This is a genomic window from Armatimonas sp. (genome assembly GCF_043757465.1).
In the GTDB taxonomy this organism is placed as follows: domain Bacteria; phylum Armatimonadota; class Armatimonadia; order Armatimonadales; family Armatimonadaceae; genus Armatimonas.
In genome coordinates, this window is the sequence record NZ_JAYVPL010000001.1 from 1 (window position 1) to 10,972 (window position 10,972).

A 10,972-nucleotide genomic window follows, 5' to 3' on the forward strand; every position below is an offset into this window, starting at 1 on the left:
GCCTGTTCCTGCATCGGTAAAAGTGACTGCCTTACCGGTGGCATCACTGGCAACCTGGTCGCCTGCGGTCACGCCGCCGGTGCCCACTTCCACCTTGTAGATGCCCCCCGGAACAGTATGCACTTGGACGCTCGCGGTCGAGCCAGAACCACCGCTCGATGCCTGCTCGGAGACGCCTACAAGAGCCCGCGCTGCCGCTGTGCTTTGCTTGATCTGCCCAGCATTGGCCGAGTCGTGCATGACGAAGCGCCGAGCGGCAACCGCCGCCGAGCACTGGAGGGTGATCGTGGAAGCAACTAATAGTTGTCGTGTCATAGCCATGGTTATTTACCTCCCGCGACGATGCGCGTGGATTCGTAGGCGTTGCCAAGATCGGGACGCTCGCGCAGAACCTCCAAAGTGGCATCGTGGTAGGCCATCTTCGGATTCGTGGCCATCTTCTTTTTGGCGAGAGTGGCGATGGTGTTTGCGATCTCGGCAGGATCGTCACCGAGCAGCTCTTCGCCGCTTGTTCCTGTGGGAGGCTCCTGGCTAAAGCCGGGAATACCTGCTACCGTCACGACCTGGCCGTTCTTCTCAAACGCGGACATCGCCAGTCCGAACGCCGCAGGGCTATCCTCTGCCAGCTTCTCCATGTCCTTTGCGGCGGCAGGAGTGATGAGGAACGCCTTCTTGGCCGCGTTGATACGGGTCTTTGCGGCGGCAAGCTGAGTGGCCTTGGAGTTCTCCTCCGCCGTCTTCTGACCCGCCGCAATCTGCTCGGAAAGGCTTGTGATGGTCGTGTTCTGCGCCGTAGCGGTCGCAGAGAGTGCTGTGAGCTGAGTATTGAGTGGAGCAACAGCAGCGTTCACTGCCGCTGTGATTTGTGCGGAGAAGTCCGCTGTCGGAAGAGTTGTGGTCGGTGCATCGCCGTCCACAAGCTCGATTTCTTCAGTCTCGGCAAGTCCGAACATTTTTCGGAGCGCGGCCTTGTTGAATTTAGGCATGGTGGTTTGATCCTTCAAATTGCCGGTGGAGTCGGCGGGGGGAGAGTGGCGAGTAGTCGGAGGCTTAGGAGCCTCCGGTTTAGGGACGGCGGGTAGTGCCCTGCCGGTGCCGAGCTGGAACTGCTCACGGAGCTTGCCCAGGTCGGTCACAGTGAATGGCGTGCCGTAGCCCGCCGAGAGTTTTGAGAGAAGATCGTCGCGCAACGGAGCAAGAGCGGTATCGGTTGCGAGTGGTGAGAGTGCCACCTTGATGAATCCTGCGCCGGGACAAGCGCCATCGTAGACAGCGCTCACCTCGTTGCAGTTGGCGTCTTCCCAGGAGTAGGAACAGCGTCCGTCGGTAACGCCTTTGGCGAGCTGAGCGGCAATCTGCTCGTCTGTCATGTTGTAGACAGAGCCAGGGTAGTGCGGGCAGAGGTACCGATACTCTTCATCAAGCTCGTACAGCCCGTGGCCGCACACGTCGCAGACCTGCTTGCCGCCGTAGATTCCGACAGAGCAGTCGAAGATCGTACGCGCCTTAATCGAGCGGTGCATGTCGTCTGTGCTGATGCCGTTGCCGCCGTTGGGAGCAACGCCTTTGAGCAAATAGACGCCAACGACCGCGCGGCGCGTAGAACCTGCACCACTAGCTTGGTTCTCAGCACTGTCATCGGTCTGGTCGTCGTCGGAACTTGAAGAGACTCGCTCGAAGCGCCCACAGAAGGTTGCGCCGAGGGGCAGCTCGCTAGGAGACCAGTAGCCGCCCGTGCGGTGCGAGTTCATAAAGGCGAATCCCGCAGCGGCGTCCGTGGCGATGTTCTTGAGAGTGCTTTCTCCGATGAAGCAGAAGCGATCTGAGACAAACGCATTGCTTGCCGCTTCCAGATAGTGGATGTAGACATCCTCCTCGGTCAGCGGTTCGTCGCCGTCGTCGCAACGCGCATTGATGAGGGTCAGCGCCTCGCTCACACTGGAAGGGAGCTTGCCCACGCCGCCACGATTGCCAGCGGAGGGACGCAGGAATTGCTGGAGCGTAGCTCCTCCATAAAGATTGGCGACTCCACCCTGCACGAAGCGAGCAGACAATCGAGGAGAGAATGGATTTGGCATAAGAGTTTAGAAAGAAGGGGAAGCAAACGAGGTCGGAGCCCCTCGGCTCCGACCTCGTTGATGAGAGGCTGGTAGATTAATTTTTGGCAGCGTCCGCGATTTCTTTGTCCCACGCCTTAATCTGCGCGGGAGTCAGCGGGGTCAGCTCGTCCTTGGACTTGACAACGATCTCGCTGCCATCTACCAACACACGGGCGAAGAACGGCTCTTCCTCTTCCGAGTCGCCAGGCTCCGTGATGACACCTCGCCGACCATCGGCAAATTTAACCTTCGTGCCCGTGATGTCTTTGATAGGAGCGGCAGGCTTCGGCTCGTCCTTGCTTAGTTCAAGCCGGACCCCCAGTGCGTAAACAGTGTCTGTTGGCTTATGGAGATAGTGGCCGTAGCGCTTCCCCGGATCGGGGGAGAGATCTTCTAGCTTGATGCCATCGGGGAGAACAACTCCCTCGGGTAGTGATTTCGCCATGTTCGTTTTCCTTAAGGAGAGAGTTTCGCGCTGAACAGATCCGTGCAAAGAGGCGTTGTAGCCTACTTCAGACGGGGAGGCGCGCTATAGCCTGCGGTTGGTTGTGGTGCGTGTACGGGGTTGGCACGAGCCGCTACGAGTGGCGGGAAGAGTGCCCCCATAGCTAACAAGAGAACTGCGGGAAGACAAAGTGAGAAGCGTCTGAGTGTCATTGTCGTTAGTACCTTTCCTAGGGGCGAGTTCCCTCGCCCCTAGTCGCGTGACCCTTGCCTTAAAAGCGCGTCGGGCCGTGAGTTCGATTAAGAGGGACGGCTGCGTTAGGCTTTGGGAATCCAGGTCCAGCAGCCTTGCGCGGGAACCGAGGAATATTGGGCCGATGACCTCCCCTCCATTCCCTGAGCCACCGCATCGGCCTGGTTCCCAGGGTCTAAAAACAGTCGCAGATTGGCGCAGGGGCACTCGCTCCCCTCCGTGCTCGTGCTCCAGCTCGCGATAATCATTGCGGGGATGAAGTTGTCACCACCACAGGGTCGAAGGGGGCCGTTATAGATAAAATCGGGTGCTTTAAACGCCTCTGACTCGCGTGGCCAATACGCAACGATTCGCCCTGCTGTAACGCCTGTGACTTTCTCGCCCGTCACCTGCGGCAACTTGTGGACAGCCATACCGCGAATGTCCAAATACGTTCTTGATTCTTCGATCGTCATGCTCTTTCGAGCCTCCTGCTACGCGGGTTTTCGCGTAGCCACCAAGCAAGTTTCGCTTGGCGCACCCTGCACGCTGGCAGGGAGCGGTTTCAAGTCTTTAGGGTCGTAAGTGCCAGCGATTGCAAGCCCGTCGGCAGTGATGCTGACGCTCGTTGGTTTGAGCGCTCGTAGCTCCATGATTGTCTTACGATCCATCCTCTCCTGAGGTCTGCGATCCATCGTCTCAGTCGTCGTCTTCATCCTCGTCCTCCGTGTCGTCGGTTTGGTCGTCGTCGTCGGTTTGGTCGTCGTCGTCGGTTGGGGGAGGAGAGGGGATCGTCGCGGGAGCCTTAGAGCGCTCCTGCCACACCTTCATCATGATCTCTCTCAGCTCGGGATCAATCGGTTCCAGACCCATGCGCTCACGAACCTGATCCTCGGCAGGGTGCAGGATTTCAGCATTCACGAGTCGCTCAAAGCTCCTGCTGAGCTTCTCCAGGTCGCTCTCGTCGGCATCCCCCAGGCTCACGCTCGGAGCCAGGTGCATCACCTCATCGCCGTGGTTGTAGCGAAGCCAGCGCCGAATGAGCTGGAAGCGGATGACGTTCTCAATGTCTGTGCGCCGACCTCCCAGCCCGTAGCCCTGAGTGTCTTGGTGCACGTTCCCCAGCGCCATCGAGCCGGTGCGCTCTCCCTCGCCACTGGTGAGAGCCGCGTAGGTGTAGAGCTTGCCGATCTCACCGATGTGATGATCCGCCGCCGCCTTGAACGCCGCTGCGCCTTGGCCGGACATCTCAATCAGGCTGGCCTCGACATCATCTGGCACTACCGCAGGAGCACCCTGCCGAATCTCCTTGAGCACTTTGCGCGCAAGGTTCATCGTCTGTGCAGGAGCTTTGGCAAGAATGAAGCCCGATCCGAACTGCTCCAAGCAGATGTTCCAGAAGCGGTAGAGAAAGTCCAGGCTCCAGGAATGTTTGTAGGCTGCGCGGCCAATGCCCATTCCATGTGGCAGGCCGTTATTAGGGGCGAATGTGTAGCGAAGCACCTTCTCAATCGGTGCGTAGCGATAGCCCTTGCTCGGAGTGTAGGCCGTGATCCCGCGTGGCATCATCGTCTCGGCGTCCATGTCAAAGCCGATCTGCTTGCACGGCTTCGCGCCAAAAGAGGCGAAGCCCCACTGCCCTGCATAGTCGCCTGACTCTATCGTGCGCCACTCGATCTCCGTGATGCGAAAGCCCGTGTGAATCGCATACAGAAGCTCAAACAGCACCTGCCTAAAATCTGTCGCGTTCCCATATTCGTCTACAATGTTGTTCAGGGCGTAGGTCAGTTCATCCGCCAACTCTTTGGCCTTCTCGTAGTCGGCGCTGGATTTGTCGGAGATTGCGGGAGCCACGCGCCAGCCCTTGCAGAGCACAGCGTCGCGGATGATGTTCATGGGGGTTCGCACTGCCCCCATAGAGAGCATCTCTTCAAGCGCTGCCCAGCCGCGTGTGTTGATGAAGACATCCGGGCTGAAGCTTGGAGTCGCCATCGCAATGGCGGCGAAACCCTCAAAGTGACCGAGGAGGGACTCATCACGCTCGGAGGTGCGCAGTGCTCTACCCCACTGATCCACGAGGCCGTATAGGTTTTGATTATTGCTCATAGGTCTCGCTTACCAGCCCCTCCAGTCTTTACCAGCCGCCGGAGTCGTCTACACTGGGAGCGCTTCCGGCGTCCCAAGCACTCGGAGCCTGAGGAGAGTCTCCATTCTCCACACTCGAAAGCGACTCCGCGCCGTAGGCAACTTCAAAATCATCATGGACGTAGCCTTGCCAGCCTCCAGAGCCTGCCGCCTCCATGACGCCGTAGCGAGCACCGTCGTAAGGATCGTCGCCTCCTTTTCCGTCGTCGTCGGTGTCTACCTTGAGCACGTCCTCTGGGCGGTGAGGATCATGCTCCATAGCAGGAATGCACTCGATCAGTCGGGCGCAATTCTCGGAGATGAAGAGGCTCGGCGCAACGGGCGGGTCAGCATCCACATCACCGAGGCGCTTGAGAATCTCACTGGCACCCGTGATGCGGTCAATCTTGGCGGGAGTGAGCCTAATACCAAGGTCTTTGTACTGGTCCGCGATGGTCTTTGCAGTTGCATCACCCTTCTGCGCAAAGACATCATGCCCCGCGACAAAGCCACCGAGATCGTTTACCGTGAGCCCGTGGCGAGCGAGCATCGCATGAATCGCGGGTGCGTGCTGGCTAGGAAGCCATTTACGCTGAGCGTGCTCGTCAAGAATGTAGACGATGCCATCGTGCTTGATGAACAGATAGACCGTGGTGTAGTGTGTGTACCCATAGTCCAGAGAGCACCATATCCGGTGCAGCCCGATAATGGGCCTCGGCAGATCACTTGCGGACCGGACATGAACGCCCTGCCGAAACGCGGTGAAGAACTGCCCAGCCGCAATGTCCCAGTCTCCGTAAAGCCAAGCCCTCTTCTGCCAGCCAGTGAGCGTATCGAGCTTGGCCTTATAGCCGACATTGACGCACTTGTTATCCTCGATGGTCGAGGGAACAAAACGCGTTGCACTCTGCTTGCCCCGATTAAAAGGGGCAATGAAAAGGTTTTTGTACCAGGAATGACCGACGCCGCCGGGGTTCGTCGTCGAGTACATTCGGGGCCGCCAGCCCGGCTTGCTGGAGCGGTTACAGGTACCAATCGCCTTGTACTTGATGCTGGTGAGGGTTGTCGCCTCCTCAACGAGGATGACATCATACTCCAGGCCAAGGTAGGCATCAATGTCGTTCTCGTTTTGGAAGTGCCCCAGGATGATTTTGGAGCCATTGGGAAAGAGGAGTACCCCTTCCTGCTGTTTCCAAACTGTCTTGACGCCGCGCAGTACCTTGAGCCGTAGCTCGTTAAAGTTCTCGCGGTTGGCCTTACCTACCTTGCGAAGAAGCAGGCAGGTAAGGCCGTCGTAGCGCAGGCAGTCGGCGGCCAGAACGGACAGCCCCGCGTGACTCTTGCCACCACCACGCGCCCCACCAAAGCCGATCTCGACGGGGCCATCCTCCGCATCGCACAGAGCGCACGCTGCGGCGAACTCAAGCTGCTTAGGTTGAAGTACCATCCCAGCTTTGAGGTAGACCTCAAAGAGCGAGCGGGGAAGGCCTGCGGCATGAGCAGCCTCGGTGTACTTCTGGATCAGCGCGGGCGGTGGCGCAGTATCGGCAATAGGAACAGGCACAGCGTACTACTCTTTGTCGCCGTACACGCGCTCTAAGCTGGTCGTGAAGACCATCGCCAGAGGACTCCCATCCTTGCCGGTGAACTCTTGCTTCACGGGAGCATCCGTCCCCCAGATCTTTCGGATCTCCGCAAGACAAGCACGGAACTCAGCAAGGTATCTCGGGTCGCCAGAGCGTCCTGCTGTCGTCGTCGTGACAGTTCGCTCTAGGATCATCTGAACTGCCGCAGGATCACGCCCCGACTTCATCTGCTCCATGAGCCATGTCGCCATGATCCCCGCCCGCTCCTCGGGTAGCGTCTCCTCACCCGTCTTTTCGTCGTAGAAGTAGCCCGGGATACTCTCAAAGTCTACGATGTCCCAATTGCCAGGCTCAGCGTCTCCCGCAAGAACGGAGGGAGGATTGATCGGCTCACGCTTGGTACGCTTAAGGCTCCCGCCGTGGGGCTGGAATTCTTCGCCCTCGATTGGCTTGGCTAGTGTCTTCTCGACAATCCTCTCAGTCTCTGCGTTGCGCTTAGACCTCTCCCAAGCATCTACCGCTTCTTCGAGCTTGTGCTCAAGCATCATCGTGTGCTCGTGCTTTTGTGCAATCAATTGCTCGTCAGTGAGTAGCTTCCGCTTAGCCAATGCACGCTCAAGCATTTCATGAACCGAGGAAATCGCCATCCCAAGCTCACGCCCAATTCGCGGTATCGTGTAACCTTTTGCACGAAGCGCCAGCGCAATCTCTTCCCGAGCTTCAGCAACCCGCTTCCGAGAACGTACGCCTTTCGGTGTAAGATTTTCGGTATTCCCTCTACGAGACTCAGAGGATTTTACACCGTTTTTGTCGTCTGTCGTCGTCTCTGTAACCATCCTAGACGCTCCGAATCTCGCTGATCGTCACGCCAACACGGCCCCGGATCTCTTTGTCTTCTTGAGTCTCCATGCCAACATGTCTAAGCGCCGCCACACGCTGGGCGAGCTGCTTTTCCGCCTTGGTGGCACGCTGCTTCCTGGCTACTGCATCAAAGTCACCGTCCGTGCTTGTAGCCAGCAACTTCTGCATCACAGAAGCGCGGATGCTCTGTGCCTCGCGGCGGCTGGGCTGAATCAGGGTCACCCTAATCATGGCACTATTCGTCTCGACAATCGAGTGGGTACACGCAAGTCCCAGTGCTTCCTCGGCGGCGATAGCCCGAAGTCCGCGATAGGGATCAGCGTCCACTGGCTGGTAGGTACCATCACGAGCAACCAGGCAGGTCTGATTGTCAATGATCGCTAGGTGCCGGTACTGGGTCAGCGCGATCGCCCGTAATGTGTCGGCATCCATAAGTCCAGCATCGTCGATCGTGGGCAGGGATTGACGCCACATCGAGAGGCGGGCAATGCGTTCGCGCCGGGCACTCGCAACTTTCGAGATCCCATAAATCGGCGGGGTTTCTATAGTCGTGTCGGTCGTTGTCATTGTGGGTTCCCGAGTATCGTAGGAGCCTGCCACAGGTGCGAGAGGTGCGTCTCTCGTCGGCTCTATGACGGCCAGGACGGAGCGATGCCACTCGCAGCAAGAGAGGGCGAGCTACCGGACGAGCCGGAGGACACTCTCTGCGCCAATCACGCCGGGTGGGATGAACGTCACGCGGCGATGCTGTTAAATTTTGTCTTTAATTTTCAATCATCACCAGAACCGAATCCTGGTGCAACACTCCAACTGAACGTATTGTTACGTCTGATAGTCTTAATTGTCAAGGGTTTCTATTTATTTTTTCTGATCTCCACAATCTCCAGGGAGTAGAGAGCCTTCAGGAGACGCTTCTTGAGGCGGTACACATCGGTCGAAAATCCTTTACAGTCCTCGGCCACGACCAGGCCTGATGACACTTCGGTGTACACAAAGTCGGCGCGGTAGGTGCAGATGAGCACACCATCGACAACCATCTTGTAGGACACCTGGCGACACAGGTCACAGATGATCCCACATTGCTGCATCAGACACAGCTCTCCCCAGCGGTCTGCCTCTAGCTGGGAGTCGAAGAGAATCCCGTCGCGCTCCGTTTTCCGGTTGCCGAACTTCGACCCGCCCGAGAGCTTTCCCGCGAGATCTGAGAGGGAGATGCGCGAAACACCCTCCGGTACTGACCCGGCTTTGAGCCTCAAGAGCTGGCTCCCGACAGGCTCCGCTCTTTGCGTAGCTTCTTGGCGAGTGTGACAGCCTCGGCATAGCGCATCACGTCCTTCTGGGCGAACTCTGCGGCGGCGCGGCGGGCTTTGTGGGAACCGACGACAGCGGCATCACACGAGCGAATCGGTGGGCGCTCGCACAGGATCTGAGCATAGGCTGCGATAACCTCGGCCCGCGAAGGCTCCAGGGTGTCGTCGTCGTCAAAGAGGCTCGGTAAAGAGAAGTTAGACATGGAGATCGGCCTCTTGGAGCATCTGCCCATAAAATTTAGCAAAGTGATTGCGATCATCCATGCGACGGTTGACTTCATTTTGCGCCTGCTCTATGCGCTTGTCTAATGCTTTCAGATACTCAGCAAGCGCCTCTTCACGAGAGGGGAACCAGTTGCGCCAACCTCGGCGACCAGAACGCGCCCCACTATTTTTGAAGAGATGCTCATCATCATGGGAAGCAAAAAGCTCGCTCTTGAGAGCGTATGAAGTGCCTTTTTCTCTCACATACCACCACCGCTCTTTCGCCGGATCTATCTTAGGCATGAGGAGCCTCCAGCTTGCGAAACTCGATACGAACCACGCGGGGATTCGCGTCCCACTGACAACCAGAAGCCTGATGAATTGTATTCCAAAGTGAGCAGTAGGCATCACGCGCCGTTTCACCCACTGCCCAGGATTTATCACCGCACCGCACCGCGAAATTCACATGTAGGTGGCTCACGTTGCCTGCGGGGTGATTCCTGGTGGGTTGTCCAATCCCCTCCATGATCGATTCGCCCTCGGTAATGTCCTGAAGATTCTCTTCACGAAGGGAGAGTATCTCGATACGAAACTCAGCAGGTTTCCCCCGGCCTGGCTGGGCGGCATAGGTGCCACCGACGCGATAAAGTTCGCGTCGCCATCCTCGTCCTGTCGTTAATCGGCCATCCGTCAGTTCCCAATCGGGTCTCCAGAGCCTGCGCGTGACGGTCTTGATGCCGTGCTCCACTTTGTCGAATGTGTGTGCAAAAATCATAAAACCTCAAACCTCCGATTTTGCCCCTACACAGGGCTTTGTCAGTCCCGGATGATAAAAGACCCGTCCGGGGGCGGTATCGCGGCTGTGGGAGCCTCTAGGAAAGCTGAGGCGGTAAATCCGCTCCGTGGCTTAATAGTCGTAACCATAAGACCGATAGACGTACTCAAGCCGGGCGCTTACCCCATCTCCGCTGAACTATCTCCTCCACGGCATCGAGCGATGGGCAGTTTCGCGATACGCGCAGGGCTCCGCGCACCGTCTCTGTGGCGGCGAATGCCTGGCAGACGGAATCGGGGCACACCTCGGTGGCGCATTTCTGGCAGCACACGAGGCAATAGCAGACGGGGCTGGCGTTTTTCAAAAGTCGGGTGCTCCTTCTGGCGCAGTCGGCAGGTTCGTGAATCGGAAGAAGCGCCCCTCATAGCCGAGTTTGACCGAGACTCCGACAGGCCCGTTTCTCTGCTTGAGAATCAGTATCTCCGCCTCGTCGGTCAGGGTCGTCGAATCGTCGGAGGTGGAGGGCGGAGGATCGGAGGCTTTGGCGGCTTGCCGAGCGTAGTAGCTGGCACGGTAGATTCCTAGCACCACGTCAGCGTCCTGCTCAATGTTCCCGCTGTCCCTGAGGTCAGAGAGCATCGGGCGCTTGTCCTCCCTGCGCTCCACATTGCGCGAAATCTGGCATAGCAGAATCAGCGGGCAGTCGAACTCACGAGCCATTGCCTTGAGACTCTTGGTGATATTTCCAATCTCGATATTTCGATTTTCTGCATTGTTGCTACTGCCCATATTCATCAGGCCGAGATAGTCCACGACGATCAGATCCAGTCGCCCGCCGTATTCTGCTTTGATCATTTTGCACTTCGACCGAATATAGGCAGGTGTGGTGCTAGAATTGTCATCAATGACCATCGGAAGATCATAAAGAATGCTTCCGGCTTGCTCAATCGCTTTCCAATCATCCCAGGTCAGCATCCCTGTACGCCGAGCATGAGCACTCACACTGCTCTGTGCAGCGACTAGGCGCTCTGTAACCGCCTCACCTGGCATCTCCAAAGAGAAGACAGCCGATACCAGCCCTTCCCCTGCCACATTCCGGGCGATGTTCATGCCTAGAATCGTCTTGCCCATGCTAGAGCGAGCTGCAATGATAATCAAATCGCCCCGCTGGAGACCCGCAGTATAGAAATCCAGATCATCAAAGCCCGTGGAGATTCCCGACACATTTCCGCCGCTGTGCTCGCGCTCCTCGAATCGGTCATTGACCACCCGGATCAGCTCCGAGAGCTTTCGTGTCTGCTTGCGCTCCTCGGGAGGGCGAAGCGAGAGGATGCGGC

The 10,972-nt window shown here is 57.8% G+C and carries 13 protein-coding genes and 1 pseudogene; all 14 read right to left on the reverse strand.

The window, feature by feature from the left end; translation table 11 throughout:
* Positions 1 to 315 (reverse strand): annotated as a pseudogene (locus tag ACH2ED_RS00005) (hypothetical protein); the annotation flags it as partial.
* Positions 316 to 323: 8 nt separating this feature from the next.
* Complete coding sequence (locus ACH2ED_RS00010) at positions 324 to 2,078, reverse strand: hypothetical protein (RefSeq protein ID WP_395087992.1); 1,755 nt, start codon at positions 2,076 to 2,078, stop codon at positions 324 to 326.
* Between the two features lie 76 nt (positions 2,079 to 2,154).
* On the reverse strand, positions 2,155 to 2,544 hold the full coding sequence (locus tag ACH2ED_RS00015; RefSeq protein WP_395087994.1) for a hypothetical protein: 390 nt from the start codon (positions 2,542 to 2,544) through the stop codon (positions 2,155 to 2,157).
* 317 nt (positions 2,545 to 2,861) lie between these two features.
* A complete protein-coding gene (locus ACH2ED_RS00020) occupies positions 2,862 to 3,209 on the reverse strand; it encodes a hypothetical protein (RefSeq protein ID WP_395087996.1) in 348 nt (115 codons plus the stop codon).
* Positions 3,210 to 3,269: 60 nt separating this feature from the next.
* Positions 3,270 to 3,491 carry a hypothetical protein gene (locus ACH2ED_RS00025; protein ID WP_395087998.1) on the reverse strand — a complete coding sequence of 74 codons (222 nt, stop codon included), beginning with the start codon at positions 3,489 to 3,491 and terminating at the stop codon, positions 3,270 to 3,272.
* On the reverse strand, positions 3,475 to 4,881 hold the full coding sequence (locus ACH2ED_RS00030) for a DUF935 family protein (protein WP_395088000.1): 1,407 nt from the start codon (positions 4,879 to 4,881) through the stop codon (positions 3,475 to 3,477). Before ACH2ED_RS00030 ends, ACH2ED_RS00025 begins: the two co-directional genes overlap by 17 nt.
* A 28-nt stretch (positions 4,882 to 4,909) precedes the next feature.
* Positions 4,910 to 6,463: a terminase large subunit domain-containing protein gene (locus ACH2ED_RS00035; RefSeq protein WP_395088002.1), complete on the reverse strand. Its 1,554-nt coding sequence runs from the start codon at positions 6,461 to 6,463 to the stop codon at positions 4,910 to 4,912.
* Between the two features lie 6 nt (positions 6,464 to 6,469).
* The gene (locus tag ACH2ED_RS00040; RefSeq protein ID WP_395088004.1) at positions 6,470 to 7,108 is read right to left on the reverse strand and encodes a hypothetical protein; all 639 of its coding nucleotides are present in this window, start codon (positions 7,106 to 7,108) and stop codon (positions 6,470 to 6,472) included.
* A 214-nt stretch (positions 7,109 to 7,322) separates the two neighbouring features.
* A complete protein-coding gene (locus ACH2ED_RS00045) occupies positions 7,323 to 7,913 on the reverse strand; it encodes a hypothetical protein (protein WP_395088006.1) in 591 nt (196 codons plus the stop codon).
* A 287-nt stretch (positions 7,914 to 8,200) separates the two neighbouring features.
* A complete protein-coding gene (locus ACH2ED_RS00050; RefSeq protein ID WP_395088008.1) occupies positions 8,201 to 8,602 on the reverse strand; it encodes a DUF1064 domain-containing protein in 402 nt (133 codons plus the stop codon).
* Positions 8,599 to 8,859: a hypothetical protein gene (locus ACH2ED_RS00055; protein WP_395088010.1), complete on the reverse strand. Its 261-nt coding sequence runs from the start codon at positions 8,857 to 8,859 to the stop codon at positions 8,599 to 8,601. Before ACH2ED_RS00055 ends, ACH2ED_RS00050 begins: the two co-directional genes overlap by 4 nt.
* A complete protein-coding gene (locus ACH2ED_RS00060; protein ID WP_395088012.1) occupies positions 8,852 to 9,163 on the reverse strand; it encodes a hypothetical protein in 312 nt (103 codons plus the stop codon). Before ACH2ED_RS00060 ends, ACH2ED_RS00055 begins: the two co-directional genes overlap by 8 nt.
* A complete protein-coding gene (locus ACH2ED_RS00065) occupies positions 9,156 to 9,635 on the reverse strand; it encodes a hypothetical protein (RefSeq protein WP_395088014.1) in 480 nt (159 codons plus the stop codon). Before ACH2ED_RS00065 ends, ACH2ED_RS00060 begins: the two co-directional genes overlap by 8 nt.
* A 360-nt stretch (positions 9,636 to 9,995) precedes the next feature.
* The coding region (locus ACH2ED_RS00070) for a replicative DNA helicase (RefSeq protein ID WP_395088016.1) at positions 9,996 to 10,972 on the reverse strand (977 nt) is incomplete at its 5' end.

Excerpts from the sequence above, each read along its gene's own strand:
- ACH2ED_RS00065 (WP_395088014.1), bottom strand. The coding sequence starts at position 9,635 with ATGATTTTTGCACACACATTCGACAAAGTGGAGCACGGCATCAAGACC.
- ACH2ED_RS00040 (WP_395088004.1), bottom strand. The coding sequence starts at position 7,108 with ATGCTTGAGCGTGCATTGGCTAAGCGGAAGCTACTCACTGACGAGCAA.
- ACH2ED_RS00010 (WP_395087992.1), bottom strand. The coding sequence starts at position 2,078 with ATGCCAAATCCATTCTCTCCTCGATTGTCTGCTCGCTTCGTGCAGGGT.
- ACH2ED_RS00045 (WP_395088006.1), bottom strand. The coding sequence starts at position 7,913 with ATGACAACGACCGACACGACTATAGAAACCCCGCCGATTTATGGGATC.
- ACH2ED_RS00055 (WP_395088010.1), bottom strand. The coding sequence starts at position 8,859 with ATGTCTAACTTCTCTTTACCGAGCCTCTTTGACGACGACGACACCCTG.
- ACH2ED_RS00030 (WP_395088000.1), bottom strand. The coding sequence starts at position 4,881 with ATGAGCAATAATCAAAACCTATACGGCCTCGTGGATCAGTGGGGTAGA.
- ACH2ED_RS00015 (WP_395087994.1), bottom strand. The coding sequence starts at position 2,544 with ATGGCGAAATCACTACCCGAGGGAGTTGTTCTCCCCGATGGCATCAAG.
- ACH2ED_RS00060 (WP_395088012.1), bottom strand. The coding sequence starts at position 9,163 with ATGCCTAAGATAGATCCGGCGAAAGAGCGGTGGTGGTATGTGAGAGAA.
- ACH2ED_RS00020 (WP_395087996.1), bottom strand. The coding sequence starts at position 3,209 with ATGGCTGTCCACAAGTTGCCGCAGGTGACGGGCGAGAAAGTCACAGGC.
- ACH2ED_RS00025 (WP_395087998.1), bottom strand. The coding sequence starts at position 3,491 with ATGAAGACGACGACTGAGACGATGGATCGCAGACCTCAGGAGAGGATG.